Raw genomic sequence first — 18354 nt, 5'->3', positions numbered from 1 at the left:
CGGGAAGCCCCGGCCCGGCGCCGCTGCAACAATGGGGTATGGCCTCGATGAGCACCCGTTCCGCGCCCTTCGCCGACCCCGAGGAGTTCGAGCGCGCCGCCGACCTCCTCTCCTCCGCCGGGAGCATCACCGTGCTCACCGGCGCCGGCGTCTCCACCGACTCCGGCATCCCCGACTTCCGGGGGCCGAAGGGACTGTGGACGACGAACCCGAGCGCGGAGGCCATGTCGGACATCGACTCCTACATGGGCGACGTGGACGTGCGCCGCGAGGTGTGGTCGCAGCGCCGCGTCCACCCGGTGTGGGAGGCCGAGCCCAACGCCGCGCACCGGGCGTTCGCCGACCTGCGGGCCATGGGACGGCTGCGGGCGCTCATCACCCAGAACATCGACGGCCTCCACCAGCGCGGCGGTGTGCCCGACGACGCCGTCATCGAGGTGCACGGCACCATGCTGCGCATCATGTGCATGGCGTGCGGGCTGCGCACCCCCGCCCCCGTGGTGCTGGAGCGGCTGGACGAGGAGTCCGACCCCCACTGCCTCGCATGCGGGGGGATCCAGAAGGCGGACACCATCTCCTTCGGCCAGCGGCTCGACCCCGACGTCATCGGCGAGGCCACCCGCGCCGCCCAGGAGTGCGACGTGTTCATGGCCGTCGGCACCTCGCTGACCGTGCACCCCGTGGCCGGGCTGTGCGACGTGGCGATGATGGCGCGCGCCGCCCTGGTCGTGGTCAACGCGGAGCCCACCCCCTACGACGACTTCGCGGGGGCGGTCCTGCACGACCCCATCGGGGAGGTCGTCCCGGCCCTGGTGGGCCGCGTCCGCGGGACGGCGTCGGGGGACTAGCCGACACCGCCGCTGCCGTACTGGTTCGCGGCGGACTCCACCCGCCGGAGGGGGAGGGCCGCGTCGACGGGCGGGGGATCGGACGGCGACGGCGCCGCCCCCGGACCGGCCGCGCGCAGGAGCCCCAGGACGTGTTCCCTCACCTGGTCGGTGACGACGTCCCCGGGCAGGGAGGCCAGGACCGGCATGACGAAGTCCGCCCCGAGCAGGGGACCGGGGACGACCTCCTGCAGGTGCGCGAAGTAGCGGCGCAGCAGCTTCGCCAGCTGCTCGGGCAGCGCGGTCGGGAAGGGCGCCGTCGAGGCCGCGGCCAGGTCGGCGGCGGCCTGGGTCAGGGCGATGAGTTCGAGGCGTCCCAGGCTCGTCTGGGAGAGCAGCCTGCGGTAGCTGTCCAGGCGCTGGTGGGGGTTGAGCTGCGGGGGCTCCATGCGCAGCCGCTGGACCTCGTGCAGCTCGGCCCAGACCCGCTCGTCCTTCGGGTCCTGGTACCAGGTGCCCAGGTCCTCGGAGACGTGGCGCAGGTACGGCACGAGCCCGAGCGCGAAACGCGCCGCCGTGCCGTTGACGCGGATCGCCATCGACCGGATCAGGCGGGAGGTGACCGAGTCGTAGGGCACGGTGACGCCGTAGGGGTCCATGACCGCCGGGCCGGGGTGCCGCCGCCTGCTCAGCTCGAACCCCATGCACTCCCCGACGTCGACGGGCGAGCCGTCCTCCCGCTCCAGCACGGTGACCACCCCGTCCTCCGACCAGCCGTCCAGGTGGCGGACGCGGATCGCGGACATGATGCTGTACCACTCCGCGCCGGGCAGCAGGCGCCACATCGAGGTCGTGCCCCGCAGGAACTGGTCGGGCTCCTCGGCCCCGGGGAACAGCTCCAGGGCGTTCACCGGCTCCTGCCTGACCAGGACCAGCAGGATCATGAGGTTGGCGGTGTAGTTCGCCTCGCGGTGGGACAGCCGCAGCCGGGCCGGCTCGTACTCGGTGTAGGACCGGTTGGAGGCCGGGAACGGCGCCTCCTGGAACAGCTCCACGAGCAGCCCGGCGTAGTCCTCGCGGGCCTCCGGCTCCTCCGCGAACCGCCGCTCCAGCATCTCCGAGAGGAAGTCCACCACCTTGTCGCGCCCGGCGTAGCTCGCGAACGACGACAGCGCGAACAGCTCGCCGTCGTCCGTGCGGACGCTCCTGCCCCGGCGGCGCGACGAACGCGCCCGGGCGTCGTCCAGGTCGGCCAGGGCCGCGTCCACGGCCCTGGCCACCAGGTACTCGCCGAAGGTGGCGTGCAGGAACTCGAACACGCTCGCGGAGCCCTCGCCCACCCGGGCGCGGGACTCGTGGACGAAGAAGAAGCGCCCCAGCACCTGGTGCGCGGCGTCGATCCGCCCGTGCAGGTCCGGGTCCTCGGGCCGCACCGCCGCGTCGGGCATGAGGACCGCGAGGTCCTCCTCCAGCTCGTCCGCGGTGACGCTCTGCTTGCGCCGGGTGAACATCGCCAGAGCAGCGACCTCCAGGCGGCGCAGCTCGTCCTCGACCGCCGCGGCGAAGTCGCGCGTGCCCAGCCCCGGCCGGTGCTTCTCCACCTCGCGCCGGGCGAACATGGTCAGCAGCCGCTCGTACAGCTCGCCCTGCCCGAGGGCGTCGCCCGCCCGGCGCAGGGCGTTGCCCTCGCCGTCGTACACGAGCAGCATCAGCAGGAGGAGGGGCTGCTCGGCCAGTTCCGAGTACGGCGCCAGCACCCCGGGCGTGAGGGGGGCCAGGCCGGAGGCGGCGAAGGCCCGCGCGTTCGCCCCGTTCCACACCTCCAGCATCTGCCCGATCCGCGGCTCGTCGAAGGGCTCCAGCCTGATCACGGTGGTGCCCTCGGGGAAGCGCGCCCGGTCGGCCACCACCGTGCGGCTGGTCACGACGACCACCACCGGCCGGCCCAGGGCCTCCTGCTGGAGCTGGAACTCCTGCACCCGCTCCAGGTAGTCGGAGCGGTCCACCCCGGTCGCCTGGAGGAGCTCGTCGAAGCCGTCCAGGATGACGACGGGGAGCGCGCCGTCCGCGGACTCCGCGAGTTCGCGCCAGGACACCCTGGTGTGGAGGGTGGCGGCCAGCCCCTCCTCGATCTGGACGTGGATGGGGGAGTTGGGCAGCACCGAGCGCAGCTCCACCCGGATCGGGAGGAAGTCGGACTCGGGGAGCCTGGCGGAGAGCATCTCCGTGAACTTGGACTTGCCCGCCCCGGGGTGGCCGAGGACGACGGTGGGGAACCCGGTGCTGTCCGTGTGGACCAGGTGGGCGGCGAGGAACCCCTGGAGGTCGTCGAACAGCGTCTGCCGCTGCCACCACTCCTCGGTCGAGGGCGACACGCCGCCGTGGATCCGCGCGATCCTGCCGCGCGGCGGGATGTAGGCCTCTTCCAGGGGAGGCAGGACCAGCCCCGGCGCGGTGTCGTTCGTCCTCAGGACGGGCTGCCGCAGGACCGCCCGGTAGGAGGCGGCCAGCTCCCTGCGCCGGACGTCCACCCCGCGCCGTGACGCGATCGCCGAGAGCTGCCGGTGGAGCTCGCCGAGGCCGGTGTCCAGGCTGCGGCGCGTGTGCTCGTGCGCCTCCAGCTGCGCCCACATGCCGAACTCGGGGATCTCCGAGGCGAGCCTGCGGTAGTTTTCCCGGTAGCGGTCGTGCGCGCGCCGGGGCAGGTCCAGCGCCAGCAGCTGGAGGGAGGGGTGGTCCAGGGACGTGACCCCGTGCTCGGCGGCGGCGGGCGCCTCCGGGATCCCCCGGACGAAGGCCTCGGCCGCGCCCGGGTAGAGCACGTCCCCCTCATCGGACCCGCCCGTCTCCTGGAGGTGCGCGGAGGTCAGGGCTCCCGGCGGCGCGGGGTCGGCCGGATCCCCCTGGAGGACCGCCGCGAGCTGTCCCTCCGAGGCCGGTCGCAGGTCCTCCAGGGGGAACGGCACCGAGGCCGACTCCCAGGACTCCTCGACCGCCTCCAGGAAGGAGACGGTCAGGAGGATCCGGTGGGCGGCCGCGATCCTCTCGGTCCGCGACATCCGGCTCTCGCCGGTGAGCTTGTCCCGGATCCCCTCGACGGCCTGCCGCCCCTTGCCGACCAGGTAGGACCGGGCCCCGAAGAGGTCCGGGACCCCCACCAGGCCGAGCCCGCCGTCGGCCAGTCTCTCCGCGAAGTCCAGGAGGTCCGAGTCGTTCTTGCCGAGGATCTTCAGCGCGTCCGCGTAGGAGAGCCTTTTCGCCATGGCCAGGGGGCCTTTCCGCTTTCGGGGGTGGAACGCGGTCGGACCCGACGCCGGGGGAGGCGCCGAGTCCGCAGGTCGACGGGGGGAGGGGTGGGGCCGGTGGCGCTAGGGCAGCTGCCAGTCGACCGGCTCGGCGCCCTGCTCCTCCAGCATCGCGTTGGTCTTGCTGAACGGCCTGGAGCCGAAGAAGCCGTTGCGCGCCGACAGCGGGCTGGGGTGGGCGGACTCGACGCACGGCACGCCCGGCATCATCGGGCGCAGGTTGCGGGCGTCGCGTCCCCACAGGATCGCCACCAGCGGCTTGCCGCGCTCGGCCAGTGCCCGGATGGCCTGCTCGGTCACGGCCTCCCAGCCCTTGCCGCGGTGCGACCCGGCACTGCCGGGGGCCACCGTCAGCACCCGGTTGAGCAGCAGCACGCCCTGCTCGGTCCACGGGGTGAGATCGCCGTTGGAGGGCATGGTCGTGCCGACGTCGTCCTGCATCTCCTTGTAGATGTTGCGCAGGCTCGCGGGCAGGCGCACGTCGGGGGCGACGGAGAAGCTCAGCCCCACGGCGTTGCCGGGGGTGGGGTAGGGGTCCTGGCCCACGATGAGCACGCGCACGTCGTCGAAGGGCTGTTGGAAGGCGCGCAGGACGTTGTCCCCGGCGGGCAGGTAGGTGCGCCCCTCGGCGACCTCCCTGCGGAGGAAGTCGCCCATCGCGGCGATCTGGGGTGCGACCGGCTCCAGGGCCTTCGCCCACCCGGCGTCCATGATTTCGTTGAGGTCCTTGGCCATGGCCAGAACCCTAGCGGCAGACAGCGACATCGACGTCCCGTCCGGCCGATCGGCCCCCTCGCGACCCACAGATCTCACCCCCGTGCGCTGAGCTCCGCGCTCGTGTTACGCAGGTAGCTCCGCACCGTGTGCTCTGAGACTCGGTAGGACCGGGCCACGCGTATGGCTGGCAGTACGCCCGCGTGCACCATGCGGTACACGGTCATCTTCGACACGCGCATCAGGGAAGCGACCTCGGCAACGGTGAGGAAGCGCACCTCGCCAGGCGATGGTCGCGAACCTTGTCCCCGCACAGCTGACGGCGGGGGGACGCGGTCGTCGAAGTCGGCGATTTGGGCAGCGAAGACCCGCAGCCATTCGCGGGTCTCCGCATCCGTGTCGGTACCGGACTCCTCCAGTACCTCCAGTATCCCGTTCACGTCGAGCGGCCGTTCCAAGGTCAGTACCTCGATTCCTACCGGCCTGCCGTCGGCGGAGTAGTCCACGACGAACGCCCCGTGGTCAGCCGTTCTCTCCACGGGAGCGTCGGAGATCGTGAGGTAGCCGGCGTCCGCGTCCTGGTCGACGGTCACGTTGCGAGGAGCTGCCATGGGGCCCACGATACTCCCACCGTCGTCCCCGTCACAGGGGCGGCGTTCCGCCCTGGCGGCGGGAGCGGTCCTGCCACTGGCGCAGGTGGGCGCGGATGCGCGCCGTCGCGTCGCTCTGGGCGCCGTGCACCCGCGTGTACCGGGCGAGCAGCGCGTGGTACCGCAGGGCGGCCTCCGCCGGGCGACCGGCGTGGCCCAGGTAGGCGGCGTGGTAGTGGAGGGCCCGCAGCGTCGCGGCGTCGTCCTCGCCCAGCCGCCGGGTCAGGTCCGGGACCAGCTCCTCCAGCAGCTCCACGGCCCGCTCCGGCCGACCCGCCTCGCCGACCTCGAACGCCAGGTACAGGCGCGTGGTCAGGACCCTCTCCGAGCCGGGCCCGTGCACGGCCACCAGGTCGGGCACCAGCTCCTCGTGCACCCTCGCCGCCAGCGCGTGGTCGCCCGCCCGCCCCGCGTTCGTGGCCAGGTAGTACCGGACGGCCAGCGTCTCCGGGTGCCGGGCCCCGTGGACCCGCAGCAGGTCGGACAGGAGGGAGTCCAGCAGGACCACCGCTCGCCGGTGCTCCCCGCTCTTGCCGGTCAGGTACGCCTCCCGGCGGCGCGCCCGCAGGGTGTCCTGGTGGTCGGGGCCGAACGTCGCCCGCAGCCGGGGCAGCAGTCCGCGCAGCTCCCGCGCGGCCGCCGCGAACTGCCCCGTGTCGGCGGACGCACGGGCCTCCTCCACCAGCGCCAGGAGGCGCGCGGGCTCCTCCGGGCCGACCGCCTCCGGACGGGTGTCCCCCGCCCGCGTGTACGGCCGGGTGCCCGGGACCGGCCCGACCGGCCCCGGCAGGGACCGCGGCCGGGACGGCCGCCCGGTGCGGGAGGGGAGGAAGGGCGCCAACCGGTCCCGCACGTCCTCGGCGCTCGCGGGCCGGTCCTCCGGGCGCTTGGCCAGCATCGACGCCACCAGCGCCGACAGCGGCGCCGGAACCTCCGGTCGTAACTCGGCGGCGGCCACGGGGGTGTCGACCAGGTGCATGCGCAGCACGGCCAGCGGGTTGTCGGAGTGGAACGGGGGCCGCCCCGTCAGCAGCTGGTACAGGATCGTGCCCAGGGCGTAGAGGTCGCCGGACCGCTCGACCTGCTCGCCGCGGACCTGCTCGGGCGGCATGTACAGGGGAGTGCCGATGACCTGGCCCGTCTGGGTGATGCGGCGGCTCTGGGTGGCCGCCGTGATGGCGGCGATCCCGAAGTCCAGCACCTTCACGGTGCCGCCCCCGGGACCCTCCCCGACCACCATCAGGTTGCCCGGCTTCACGTCCCGGTGCACGACCCCCGCCGCGTGCGCCGCCCCCAGCCCCGAGGCGGCCTGCGACACCAGGTCGGCGGCGCGCGGCACCGGCATCGGGCCGCTCTCCCGCAGGACCGCGGTCAGGGAGCGCCCGGACACCAGCTCCATGACCGCGTACACCGAACCCGGGGCGCCGGGGGTGTCGTCCCGGCCGAAGTCGTGCAGGATCACCACGTTGGGATGGCCCGCCAGGCGGGCGGTGATCCGCGCCTCGCGGCGGAACCGAGCGGAGACCTCCTCCGACCCCGCCCGGCCGGGCCGGATCAGCTTGACGGCCACATGCCTGTCCAGGAGTTCGTCGACGGCCCGCCAGACCTCGCCCATCCCGCCCCGGCCCAGGAGGGAGAGCAGGCGGTAACGGCCGCCGAGGACCCGTTCTCCGGTCACCGCGGCCCCCGTCCGTGTTCGCGTGCGAGACGGCCGGCGGCCACTTACGGCCTTCCGGTCGTACAGGGCGTAAGAGTACATCCGCCCGCGTTACTGTGGTCTCCCGCCCGAGGGCGGATCCCCTGCGCCCCGGAAGCGCCTACCCCCCCGTGTGGAATGAGTGTCAGAGAGTGAGCCTTCATCTCTACGTCGGTCCGGACGCACAACCGGACAAGTACCGCCTGGTGCGATCGGTGGGGCGCGGCGGCGAGGCCACGCTCTACCTCGCCGAGGTGACCCTGGCGGGACAGACCGAGCCCGTCGTGGTCAAGGTCCTCAACTCCGACGTGACCGCGAACGAGGAGCAGTTCGCCGAGCTCAGCGCCAGGTGGGGCGAGCAGGCGGAGCTGCTGCGCTTCATCAACCGGCTCGGGGTGGTCGGCGTCCGCGAGTACTTCGAGGGCGCCCCGGAGCACCCGGCCGAAGGATCGGGCGAGTACACCGACCGCGCGCTCTACCTGGTCATGAACTACGTCCAGGGCGTGGACCTGCGCGACTGGCGGGCCGAGCACGCGGTGGAGGGTCCGCGCGGCCAGCGGGAGGCGCTGCGCCACCTGGAGCAGGTCGCCCTGGTGCTGGACGTGCTGCACTCCGGCCGCGCCACCCCCTCCAAGCGGGTGGTGGTGCACGGTGACCTGTCGCCCGGCAACATCATGATCAGCGACGAGGGCCAGGCGACGCTGGTCGACTTCGGGCTGAGCCGGATCGCCGCCCGCCACATGACCGCCCGCCCCTGGTTCACCCCCGGGTACGCGGCCCCGGAGATCTTCACCGGCGAGTACTCGGCGGCCACGGACCGGTACGCGTTCGGCGCCATCGCCTACTTCACCCTCACCGGGGAGGACCCGCCGCCCGCCCCCGAGCAGCTGCGCGAGCGCTTCGGCGCGCTGCCCCTGGTCGCGAACGCGGGGGAGCGGCAGCGCGAGCTCGTCATGGCCATGTTCTCGGCCGAACCGGGCGCCCGCCCCGAGGCCGCGGACTGGATCCGGGCCCTGCGGTCGCTGGCCACGTCGGCGCCGTGGACCGGGCCGGCGTCCGACCCGGGCGACGCCGTCCCGGCAGCGGCCGTGACCGAGACCCCCCACGGCGGCGTGGAGCCGTCCGCGCCGGAGCCCTCCGCCGGGGACGCGTCCGGCGCGCCGGAGGGCCGTGCGGCTGTTCCGTCGGCGGGGGACCCCGCCGCCGAGGGGGCCGCGCCGCCGCAGGGCGCCCGGTTCTCCGGCCCGCCCCCGGTGAGCGCCCCGGCCGGGGGCCCGCCCGCGCAGCAGGAGCGGCCCGGGGCCGTGGGACCGTCCGCGCCCCCGGAGGCGCCCGCCGCGCAGGGGCCCGCCCCGTCCGGGTCCCCGTCCGTCCCGTCGGTGCCGGACGCCGACGACATGCCCCCGCGTCCCGTCGGCGGGCTGCGCGGTGCGCCCCAGGCCGCCCCGGGGCCCCAGCGGTCCCGGGCGGCGCAACCGTCCACCAGCGGCCCCCGGGGCGCGGGACAGGGCACGGCCTCCCGGGGGCCGGGGCGGACCGGTCCGCAGCCGGGGCAGCCGCCCCGCGGGCCGCACCCCGGCGCACCCGCGCAGGGCATGCCGAACCGGCCCCCGTCCGCCGGCGGCGCACAGCCGGGGTCCGGCGCCCGCTCGGGCCCGGTCCCCCCGCCCCACCGGGCGACGGCCGGCCCGCGGCCCGGCTGGAGCGTCCCTCCGCACCCCGACGCCACCGGGGCCTTCGCCCCCGCCGCGCACGTGTCCGCGGGCGCCGCGGCGCCCGCCCGGCGGAAGTCGCGCAAGCCCAAGCTGATCGGGCTGGCGGTTGTCATCGTCCTCGCCATGCTCGCGGGCTCCGCCGGCACCTACTACGTCATGGTCCGGACGGCCTCCGCGACCGCGGCCGCCGGGGAGCCGGACGGAGCGGGAACCGGTGACCCGGAGCCGTCCGGGAACGCCGGGAGCACCGCACCCGAGCCCGTCGGGGAGGAGACCGGGCCGGTTCCGGGCGACGCCGATTCGGGCGGGGGCGGGGCGTCCGACGCCCCGAACGGCGGGGACACCACCCTGCTCACGCAGGTGGTCCCCGTCGACCAGGAGGGGAGCTGGGAGCCCGAGACGGGCCGTGCGCAGGTCGACGGCCAGGTGTACACGCGGGCGCTGGCGCCCGGTTCCTGCGCGGAGTCCGAGTACACCGAGTGCACCGGCTGGGTCGACTACGACCTCGGCCGCAACTGGACGACCTTCACCGCCCTCATCGGGGTGCAGGACGATTCGCGGGCGGACGCGGCCACCACGTTCATCGTCAACGTGGACGGGGAGCCGGAGCTCACCGAGACCCTGGGCCTGGGCGAGCCCCTGGAGATCGAGGTGGACGTGCGGAACGCCCTGCGCCTGCGGATCGAGGTGGAGAGCGACGACTACAGCGTCCACCCGGTGTGGGCGGACCCCGCCCTCGCCAGGGACTGACCCGGACCGGCGACGCCCCCGCGACCGTGCCGGTCGCGGGGGCGGGCGGTTGCCGGGGCGGCGGGGGCGGGGACCCGTGAGGGGCCCTACTCCGCGCGCCAGCCGCCCTGCCGTGCGGACAGGTTGAGGGCGGTGGTCACCAGGGGCACGTGGCTGAACGCCTGGGGGAAGTTCCCGACCTGGCGCCCGGCCCGCGGGTCCCACTCCTCGGCGAGCAGGCCCACGTCGTTGCGCAGGGACAGCAGCCGCTCGAACAGCTCCCGGGCCTCGTCCTGGCGGCCGATCGCCAGCAGGGCGTTGGCCATCCAGAAGCTGCACGCCAGGAACGCGCCCTCGTCGCCCGGCAGCTGGTCGGCGGAGCTCTCCAGGTCGGTGCGGTAGCGGAGCACGAACCCGTCGACCATGAGGTCCTCGCGGACGGCCTCGATGGTGCCGACGACGCGCGGGTCGTCGTAGGGGAGGAACCCGACCTCGGGGATGAGGAGCAGTGCGGCGTCGAGCTCCTTGCTGCCGTAGTACTGGGTGAAGGTGTTGCGCTGGGGGTCGTAGCCGTACTCGCACACCTCGGCGTGGATGGTGTCGCGCAGGGCCCTCCACCGCTCGATGGGGCCCTCCTTGCCGAACTCCTCGATGCTGCGCACCGCCCGGTCGGCCGCCACCCACGCCATCACCTTGGAGTGCACGAAGTGCTGGCGGGGCCCGCGCACCTCCCACAGCCCCTCGTCGGGCTCGTCCCAGCACCACTCCAGGTAGTTGACCAGGGAGCGCTGCAACCCCCAGAGGTAGTCGCCGCCGCGGATGTTGTGGCGGCGGGCCAGGTGCAGCACGTCCATGACCTCGCCGTACACGTCCAGCTGGTACTGGCCGACGGCGGCGTTGCCCACCCGGACCGGGCGCGAGGCCTCGTAGCCTGGCAGCCAGTCGGCCTCCCACTCGGTGAGCCGGCGCTCGCCGCGGATGCCGTACATGATCTGCATGAGCTGGGGCTCGCCCGCGACCGCCCGCACCAGCCACTCGCGCCAGGCCAGGGCCTCGTCCTTGTACCCGGAGCGGATCATCGCCTCCAGGGTGATGGTGGCGTCGCGCAGCCAGCAGTAGCGGTAGTCCCAGTTGCGGACCCCGCCGATCTCCTCGGGCAGGGACGTGGTGGGGGCGGCGACGATGCCGCCGGTGGGCCGGTAGGTGAGGGCCTTGAGCACGATGAGGGAGCGGATGACCGCCTCGCGGTAGGGGCCCTCGTACGTGCACTGGTTGACCCACTTCTCCCAGAACCGCTCGGTCCGGGAGAGCGCCTTCTCGGCGTCCAGGTGGTCGGACTCCTCCACCTGGGAGGGGTGCCAGGTCATCACGAACGGCACGCGCTGGCCCGCGGTGACGTCGAAGGTGGCGTCGTGGGTGAAGTTGTGGCCCTGGAGCTCGACGGGCGTGCTCAGCCAGACGGCCTCGGGGCCCGCGATCGCGACGAGTTCGGCGCCGGTGCGGTGCACCCACGGCACGACGTGGCCGTAGTCGAAGCGGATGCGCATGGAGGTCTCCATGCGCACCGATCCGCGCAGCCCCTCGACGATGCGGACGATGTGGGGGGCGCCGCCGCGGGGCGGCATGAAGTCGATGACCCGCACCGAACCGGTGGCGGTGTCCCACTCCGTCTCCAGGATGAGGGTGTCGCCCCGGTAGCGCCGGCGGGTGGCCCGGGGGTCGCCCTCGGCGGGCCTCAGGGTCCAGCTCCCGTTCTGGTCGTCGCCCAGGAGGGCGGCGAAGCAGGCCGAGGAGTCGAAGTCGGGCAGACACGCCCAGTCGATCGAACCGTCACGCCCGACCAGCGCGGCGGTCTGCATGTCGCCGATCATTGCGTAGTCTTCAATCCAGCCGGGCACGCGGCTCACCCCCATCACGTCGTCCTGGTTGCTGCGGTCGGCGCCGATGACTCGCGGGGGTCTGCCGCACCATCGCGGACGGTTTCGCGCACGACCGCGTGCACGCCCCTCCGGGGTCCTTCCCCCGCCCGCCAGCGGATGGGAACCCGCTGGTGGGACAGGGCGCCGTTCGGGCCACGCGCATCCTCCGGCCAACCTGTCCTTCGCCCTCGTACCCGGGTATGTGCCCAGGTAAGGGCAGCCGAAAAGGCCGGTCGCCGAGGAACCGTGCCGAAGACGGTCCTTCCGTTCACCGCGGTCCCATCTTCCCCCCTCCACCGGGCCCGCGCTACCCGCAAGTGCACGTGCATCTGAAGGTGCAGCGAAGTATGTGGGGTATTGGGGGAATTTGGTGAGCAGAAGTTATGACGCGGTGATCAACGACCGGTGACGAAATGGCTAAGGACCCTGCGGGGCCGGGGTTTCGGGTGTCTCGTCCGGCATGCGCAGCAGTGGCAGGAACAGGTGCGCGAGGGGACCGATCGCCACCGCGAAGACCACGGTTCCCACCCCCACCGTGCCCCCCAGGAGCACCCCGGTCACCACGACCGCCACCTCGATCACGGTTCGCGCCAGCCGCACCGACCACCCCCGCGCGGCCAGTCCGGTCATGAGACCGTCCCGCGGGCCCGGGCCGAGCCCGGCCCCGATGTAGCACCCCGTCGCGATCGCGCACACCAGCACCCCGAGCGCCAGCAGCCCGACCCGCGCCGCCAGGGAGTCGGTCGCGGGCAGCAGCCACAGGAACAGGTCCACCGTCATGCCGACCACGACCACGTTGCTCAGCGTGCCCAGGCCGGGCTTCTGCCGCAGGGGGATCCACAGCAGCATCAGCAGGGCGCCCACCAGCACGCTCCAGGTGCCGATGGACAGGCCCGTCTGCCGGGCCAGGCCCTGGTGCAGCACGTCCCAGGGCATGGAGCCGAGACCGGAGTGGACCAGCAGCGCACCGCTCAGGCCGTAGAGGGTCAGTCCCGCGTACAGCCGGACCAGGCGGCGCAGCCGGGGGCGCGGCAGGACCGGGGTGATCATCACCCGGGCGAGCGGGCCGGCCGCCGTCGAGCGGACGGGGTGCTGTTCTGCGGTCACTGGGCTTCCTGCCCTTCGGTCGGGGAGGCGCTCCCGGCGCGGTCGGACCGCGCGGGCCCCGGCGGCGCCGGGGCGCTCTGGGGAACGCATTCCTGGGATCATCGGACGAAGTGCCGCGGGGCGGGGCGGCACAGGGGCGGGGCCCGGCGGCAGGCCGCCGGGCGCTCGCGGCGCGGTCCCCCACCGGCTCGGCCGGACCGGGAGCCAGAGGGGGATCCACCTCGGTATCGTGACGGAGGTGGCGCTGGAAATGAAGTGCCAATCCAGTCAACTGGCCCGATTCGTGACGCGGGGGAAGACGGGGGAACGGCATGGCGAGGCAGAGCGGCCGCCGTCTGGAGCGCACCAGCGGCGGGAGCGGCACCAGGCGGATCAACGGGCGCCTCCTGGCGCGCCTCATCGGCGAGGCCCCCGTCGAACGCCCCTACTACCTCGCCATCTCCCGGGCCGTCAGCGCGCTCGTCCTGGACGGCCGGGTCCCCACCAACACCCGTCTGCCCGCCGAACGCGACCTCGCCGCCGCCCTCGGCGTCAGCCGCAACACCATCACCGCCGCCTACGCGTGGCTGCGCGACAACCGCTTCCTGGAGAGCCGTCAGGGCGCCGGCAGCTGGACCGTCCTCCCCGACGCGGCCACCGGCGAACCCTCGCCGTTCTCGCACGCCTCCGAGCACATCGACCTCGGCGTGGCCGCGCCGCCCGCCGTGGAGGGGCTGCGAGCCGCCGCCGTCCAGGCCGCCGAGCAGCTCTCCGCGCACGTCGGCGGACTCGGCTACTACCCCTACGGACTCCCCGAGCTGAGGCACGCCATCGCCCGCCGCTACGTCGAGCGCGGCCTGCCCACCACCCCGGAGCAGATCTTCGTCACCAACGGCGCCCAACAGGGCATCGCCCTGATCATGGACCTGCTGGTCCAACCCGGCGACGAGGTGCTGGTGGAGTCGCCGACCTACCCGCACGCGCTGGACGCCGCCCGCCGCACCGGCGCGCGCGTGCGCACCGTCGGGGTGACACCCCAGGGGTGGGACATGGAGTACCTCACCGACGCGTTCCGCCAGTGGAGGCCCGAGCTGGCCTACCTCGTCCCCGACTTCCAGAACCCCACCGGCGCCCTGATGGACGACGACGAGCGCCGGGTGGTGGTGCGCGAGGCGCGCAGGGCCGGCACCCACCTGATCGTCGACGAGTCGGTCTGCGAGCTGGCCATCGACTCCGGGGACCTGCCCGCCCCGGTGGCCGCCCACGACACGGACGGGCGGGTCCTGACCGTGGGGTCGGTGGCCAAGCTGCTGTGGGGCGGCCTGCGGGTCGGATGGGTGCGGACCACGCCGCCCATGGTCGCCAGGCTGATGGCCACCCGCCAGCGCTTCGACCTGGCCGGGGCGGTCCTGGACCAGCTCACCGCCACCCACCTGCTCGCCGACGTGATGCGCGTCCGGGCCGAGCGCAGCCGCCAGCTGCGCCGCAACCGCGACGCGCTGCTGCACGCGCTGCGCGAGCGGCTGCCCGACTGGCGTTCCAGCGTGCCCGGCGGGGGACTGGTGCTGTGGACGACCCTGCCCCACCCCGTCGCGGGAGCGCTGTCCGCGGCCGCCGCCCGGCACGGGGTGCACCCGGCGGCCGGCCCGGTGTTCGGCGCGGACGGCACCCTGGAGCGCTACCTGCGCCTGGCCTACACCCAGCCGCCGGACGTCCTCGCCGACGCGGTCGACCGGCTGGCCACCGCCTACTCCGAGACCCTCGCCCACCCCCTCCAGCCCCGCGGCCGGCTGTACGTGTAGCCCGCCCTCCGGAGGCCCGGGCGGCCGTTCGCCTCTCCTGGACCGGTCCCCGCCGGCCCGAGGCCGCCTGCCGTCCCCGTCGGGCCCCGTGGGACGGAACCCTCCGCGGCGCGGCCCGGGGCAGGGGCGGCGGCTCCCGGGGGGGCGGAACCCTCCGCGGTGCGGCCCCGCGCGGGGCCGGCGGCGCGCCCCGGGAAAGCGGCGGCGGTGGCGCCGTTCGCGGCTGACGCGCGGCCGTGCGCGCCCGCGGCGCCGCGGTTCCGCGCAGGTGAGCGGGGGCGGCGGGCGCGGGAGCAGGGCGGGGAGACCCCCGGCCCTAGAGGGTGACGTTCGCGACCGCGAACCGCTGGGCGAAGCGGACGACCTCGGCCATCACCTCGTCCCGGTTGGTCTCGTTGAACACCTCGTGCCGTGCGCCGGGGAAGATCCGGGCGGTGAAGTCCTCGCCCGCGATCGCCTCGATGCCGACCCTGGTGTCGGCCACCGGCACCAGGCGGTCCTCGGCCCCGTGCACCCACAGGAGCGGCAGCGACCCCAGGCTCCCGGATCTGACGCCCCACTCCAGCTCGGCCAGCAGGGCGTCGACGGTCTCCCGCTTGAACGGGCCGTGCCACACCAGCTCGTCGGCCACGTACGCCTCGCCCACGGCGGGGTCGCGCGAGAGCGTGGCCGGGTCGATGGGGGCCTCGGGGATCCGCTCGGCCGCGGCGATCTGCTCCAGGGCCGTCCAGCGGCCGAGGACGGGGCCGGAGAGCACCAGCGCCTGGAGCGCCTCGGGGTGGACCTGCGCGTAGCGCGACGCGACCAGCCCTCCCATCGAGTGGCCGATCAGGACCAGCGGCAGCGTCCGGTAGGCGGTGCGCGCCTGCGTGATCAGGCGGTGCACGTCCTCCACCACGCTCGCGTAGTCGTCGATCAGGACCCGCTCCCCGGACGACAGCCCGTGGCCCCGGTGGTCGGCCCCGTAGACGACGGCGCCGGCCGCGACCAGGTCGGCGGCGACCTGCTGGTACCGGCCCAGGTGCTCGCCGTAGCCGTGGACCAGCACGGCCAGCCACGTCGGCTCGCCCTCGGTCGGCGCCCAGGCCCTCGCCGCCAGCTTCCCGGACCCGTCGGGTCCGCCCGCCAGGGCCCACTCGCGTGTGGTGATCACCGTGTCCTGCCTCCTCGTCCGCGTCGTCGTCCGCGGCGGCCGGTCCCGGCCGCGGCGACGGGTGCCGCCGGGACGCTCTCTGGGATGGTCACCCTAAGGGGCCGCGGAGCCCGTGTACACGAGGCCGGGGCGGGCCGGCGGGGCCGCCGGGCCCGGGGCGTCCCGGGTCACGGCCCTCCGGAACCGGGCCCGTACCTGTGCGATCGCCCTACCAGCCGCTTCAACTTCGTGTTCGACAACGAAATGCGTCATAGGGTGTGATCAGGATGTCTGGTAATGAAAGGGATCTTCTACGCTGATCTCTGCCGAACCCCGCGGGCGGGTATAGCCCAGAAGACAAGCCCGATGACTCGGACTGGAGAGGGTGGGGCCCGTGCTGGCCGATTCCTATGGGCGACTGGCGACCGACCTGCGTGTGTCGCTCACCGATCGCTGCAACCTCCGATGCACCTACTGCATGCCCCCCGAGGGCCTGGAGTGGCTGCCCAAACCGGACCTGCTCACCGACGACGAACTCCTCCGACTCATCGGGATCGGGGTGACGCGGCTCGGCATCACCGAGGTCCGCTTCACCGGCGGCGAACCCCTGCTCCGGCGCGGCCTGCCCGGCCTCGTCGCGGGAACCACCGCCCTCGCCCCCCGTCCCCGGACCGCCCTCACCACCAACGGCATCGGCCTCGCCCGTATGGCGCCCGCCCTCGCCGAGGCCGGGCTCGACCGGGTCAACGTCTCCCTCGACACCCTCGACCCCGACGTGTTCGAGACCCTCGCCCGCCGGCGCAGGCTCGACGACGTCCTCGACGGACTGGCCGGCGCCGCCCGCGCCGGACTCACCCCGGTCAAGGTCAACGCCGTCCTCATGCGCGACGTCAACGACGCCGAGGCCGCCGACCTCCTGCGCTACTGCGTCGAACGCGGCTACGAGCTGAGGTTCATCGAGCAGATGCCGCTCGACGCCCAGCACGGATGGCGGCGCGACACCATGATCACGGCCGAGGAGATCCTGGGCCGGCTCGAGGCGGAGTTCACGCTGGAGCCCGCCGACGGCGACGCCCGCGGCAGCGCCCCCGCGGAGCTCTTCCACGTGCGCGGGGCCCGCTTCCCCGACGGCGAACCGGCCACCGTCGGCGTCATCGGCTCGGTCACCAGGCCCTTCTGCGGCGCCTGCGACCGGGTCCGGCTCACCGCCGACGGACAGATCCGCAACTGCCTCTTCGCGCGCGAGGAGTCCGACCTGCGCTCCCTGCTGCGCGGCGGCGCCACCGACGACGAGATCGCCGAGCGCTGGACCGCGGCCGTCTCGGCCAAGCTGCCCGGACACGGCATCAACGACCCCAGCTTCCTGCAGCCGTCCCGCCCGATGTCGGCCATCGGCGGCTGACCGCCCGCCCCTCCCGGCCCGGAGCCCCGTCCGAAAACCCGTTGCCGCCGCGCCCCCGTTCTGGCTTGATGTCCGGGGGCACGGCCACGTGCCCGGACCGACGACGCACAGGCCAGATCTGGAAAGGGAGGTGGCCTGACCATGCCCTACACCGAAGTTCCCGGTGATCGCGTTCCCATCCGTATGTGGGCCGCGCCCGACGGGGTCGAGGCCGCGGCGATGGAACAGCTCCGCAACGTCACCCGCATGCCCTGGGTGCACGGGCTCGCCGTCATGCCCGACGTGCACTACGGCAAGGGCGCCACGGTCGGCTCGGTCATCGCCATGCGCGACGCCGTCAGCCCCGCCGCCGTCGGCGTCGACATCGGCTGCGGGATGACCGCGGTGCGCACCGACCTGACCGCCGAGCGCCTGCCCGACGACCTCGGGCGGCTCCGCTCCGCCCTGGAGGCGGCCGTCCCCGTCGGGTACCACGCCCACGACGAACCGGTCGACCCCGCCACCGTCCCCACCGTGCGGGAGACCGACTGGGCCGGGTTCTGGCAGGGGTTCGACGACCTGGCCCCCGCGGTGCGCCCCCGCCGGACCCGCGCCCGGCGCCAGATGGGCACCCTGGGCGGCGGGAACCACTTCCTGGAGGTGTGCCTGGACGACGGCGGGGCCGTGTGGCTGGTGCTCCACTCCGGGTCGCGCAACATCGGCAAGGAACTGGCCTCCCACCACATCGAGCAGGCCCAGGCGCTGCCGCACAACCAGGACCTGCCCGACCGGGACCTGGCGGTGTTCGTCACCGGGACCCCGGAGATGGACGCCTACCGCCGGGACCTGTTCTGGGCCCAGGACTACGCGCGCCGCAACCGCGACGTCATGATGGGTCTGGCCTGCCGGACCCTGGCCGAGCAGGTCCCCGGCACCCGCTTCGAGCAGTGGATCTCCTGCCACCACAACTACGTCGCGGAGGAGACCTACGACGGGGTGGACGTCCTCGTGACCCGCAAGGGCGCCATCCGCGCGGGCTCCGGCGATGTGGGGATCATCCCGGGGAGCATGGCCACGGGCACGTACATCGTCCGCGGGCTCGGGAACCCCGCCTCGTTCAACTCCGCGTCGCACGGCGCGGGACGCAGGATGAGCCGGAACAAGGCCCGCAAGACCTTCACCGAGGCCGACCTGGTCGAGCAGACCCGGGGCGTGGAGTGCCGCAAGGACCGGGGCGTGGTCGACGAGATCCCGGCCGCCTACAAGGACCTGGAGTCGGTGATCGCGGCCCAGACCGACCTGGTCGAGGTGGTCGCCCACCTGCGCCAGGTGGTCTGCGTCAAGGGCTGACCTCCGGGCCCCTCCTCGCCGGAGGGGCCCGCCGTGGTCCATCCTGGG

The 18354-nt window shown here is 74.0% G+C and carries 12 protein-coding genes and 1 pseudogene; 5 read left to right on the top strand and 8 right to left on the bottom strand.

Features of this window, described 5'->3' with window-relative positions; all coding sequences use genetic code 11:
* Nucleotides 1-38: 38 nt before the first annotated feature.
* The gene (locus ACIRPH_RS12185) at nucleotides 39-848 is read left to right on the top strand and encodes an SIR2 family NAD-dependent protein deacylase (protein WP_402912947.1); all 810 of its coding nucleotides are present in this window, start codon (nucleotides 39-41) and stop codon (nucleotides 846-848) included.
* Here ACIRPH_RS12185 and ACIRPH_RS12180 read toward each other — a convergent pair.
* The 5 genes and pseudogenes from ACIRPH_RS12180 to ACIRPH_RS12160 form a co-directional block, all read right to left on the bottom strand.
* Entirely contained in the window at nucleotides 845-4090 is a 3246-nt protein-coding gene (locus ACIRPH_RS12180; RefSeq protein WP_402912945.1) for an NACHT domain-containing protein, read from the bottom strand. The genes ACIRPH_RS12185 and ACIRPH_RS12180 overlap by 4 nt on opposite strands.
* Nucleotides 4091-4195: 105 nt before the next feature.
* Nucleotides 4196-4867, bottom strand: a complete 672-nt coding sequence (locus ACIRPH_RS12175; protein ID WP_402912943.1) for a uracil-DNA glycosylase — start codon at nucleotides 4865-4867, stop codon at nucleotides 4196-4198.
* A gap of 74 nt (nucleotides 4868-4941) precedes the next feature.
* Nucleotides 4942-5160 (bottom strand): helix-turn-helix domain-containing protein, encoded by a 219-nt coding sequence (locus ACIRPH_RS12170; protein ID WP_402913330.1) that lies wholly within the window; start codon nucleotides 5158-5160, stop codon nucleotides 4942-4944.
* Between the two features lie 159 nt (nucleotides 5161-5319).
* Nucleotides 5320-5457: pseudogene (locus ACIRPH_RS12165) on the bottom strand (DUF2283 domain-containing protein); the annotation flags it as partial.
* Between the two features lie 31 nt (nucleotides 5458-5488).
* Entirely contained in the window at nucleotides 5489-7174 is a 1686-nt protein-coding gene (locus ACIRPH_RS12160) for a protein kinase (protein ID WP_402912941.1), read from the bottom strand.
* A 170-nt stretch (nucleotides 7175-7344) separates the two neighbouring features.
* On the opposite strand from ACIRPH_RS12160, the gene ACIRPH_RS12155 reads away from it, so the two are divergent.
* Complete coding sequence (locus ACIRPH_RS12155; RefSeq protein ID WP_402912939.1) at nucleotides 7345-9657, top strand: protein kinase; 2313 nt, start codon at nucleotides 7345-7347, stop codon at nucleotides 9655-9657.
* An 86-nt stretch (nucleotides 9658-9743) separates the two neighbouring features.
* Here ACIRPH_RS12155 and ACIRPH_RS12150 read toward each other — a convergent pair whose 3' ends face one another.
* Both ACIRPH_RS12150 and ACIRPH_RS12145 read right to left on the bottom strand, forming a co-directional pair.
* A complete protein-coding gene (locus tag ACIRPH_RS12150) occupies nucleotides 9744-11549 on the bottom strand; it encodes a glycoside hydrolase family 15 protein (protein WP_402913327.1) in 1806 nt (601 codons plus the stop codon).
* A 423-nt stretch (nucleotides 11550-11972) separates the two neighbouring features.
* Nucleotides 11973-12605 (bottom strand): YitT family protein, encoded by a 633-nt coding sequence (locus tag ACIRPH_RS12145; protein WP_402913325.1) that lies wholly within the window; start codon nucleotides 12603-12605, stop codon nucleotides 11973-11975.
* A gap of 368 nt (nucleotides 12606-12973) precedes the next feature.
* Here ACIRPH_RS12145 and ACIRPH_RS12140 point away from each other — a divergent pair, with 368 nt between their 5' ends.
* Entirely contained in the window at nucleotides 12974-14443 is a 1470-nt protein-coding gene (locus tag ACIRPH_RS12140; RefSeq protein ID WP_402912937.1) for a PLP-dependent aminotransferase family protein, read from the top strand.
* 316 nt (nucleotides 14444-14759) lie between these two features.
* On the opposite strand, the gene ACIRPH_RS12135 is transcribed toward ACIRPH_RS12140, so the two are convergent.
* Complete coding sequence (locus ACIRPH_RS12135) at nucleotides 14760-15596, bottom strand: lysophospholipase (RefSeq protein WP_402912935.1); 837 nt, start codon at nucleotides 15594-15596, stop codon at nucleotides 14760-14762.
* Between the two features lie 373 nt (nucleotides 15597-15969).
* On the opposite strand from ACIRPH_RS12135, the gene moaA reads away from it, so the two are divergent.
* Both moaA and ACIRPH_RS12125 read left to right on the top strand, forming a co-directional pair.
* Nucleotides 15970-16977 carry a GTP 3',8-cyclase MoaA gene (gene moaA, locus ACIRPH_RS12130; RefSeq protein WP_402912932.1) on the top strand — a complete coding sequence of 336 codons (1008 nt, stop codon included), beginning with the start codon at nucleotides 15970-15972 and terminating at the stop codon, nucleotides 16975-16977.
* A 141-nt stretch (nucleotides 16978-17118) separates the two neighbouring features.
* Nucleotides 17119-18306 (top strand): RtcB family protein, encoded by a 1188-nt coding sequence (locus tag ACIRPH_RS12125; RefSeq protein ID WP_402912929.1) that lies wholly within the window; start codon nucleotides 17119-17121, stop codon nucleotides 18304-18306.
* Nucleotides 18307-18354 lie beyond the last annotated feature (48 nt).

This window comes from Nocardiopsis sp. NPDC101807, assembly GCF_044766605.1.
In the GTDB taxonomy this organism is placed as follows: domain Bacteria; phylum Actinomycetota; class Actinomycetes; order Streptosporangiales; family Streptosporangiaceae; genus Nocardiopsis; species Nocardiopsis tropica.
The sequence above is the reverse complement of the archived record's forward strand: the minus strand, read 5'-3'. Positions and strand labels throughout refer to the sequence as shown.

Coding starts and splice junctions, on each gene's coding strand:
- ACIRPH_RS12145 (WP_402913325.1), bottom strand. CDS start 12,605: ATGATCACCCCGGTCCTGCCGCGCCCCCGGCTGCGCCGCCTGGTCCGG.
- ACIRPH_RS12185 (WP_402912947.1), top strand. CDS start 39: ATGGCCTCGATGAGCACCCGTTCCGCGCCCTTCGCCGACCCCGAGGAG.
- ACIRPH_RS12180 (WP_402912945.1), bottom strand. CDS start 4,090: ATGGCGAAAAGGCTCTCCTACGCGGACGCGCTGAAGATCCTCGGCAAG.
- ACIRPH_RS12175 (WP_402912943.1), bottom strand. CDS start 4,867: ATGGCCAAGGACCTCAACGAAATCATGGACGCCGGGTGGGCGAAGGCC.
- ACIRPH_RS12150 (WP_402913327.1), bottom strand. CDS start 11,549: ATGGGGGTGAGCCGCGTGCCCGGCTGGATTGAAGACTACGCAATGATC.
- ACIRPH_RS12140 (WP_402912937.1), top strand. CDS start 12,974: ATGGCGAGGCAGAGCGGCCGCCGTCTGGAGCGCACCAGCGGCGGGAGC.
- ACIRPH_RS12125 (WP_402912929.1), top strand. CDS start 17,119: ATGCCCTACACCGAAGTTCCCGGTGATCGCGTTCCCATCCGTATGTGG.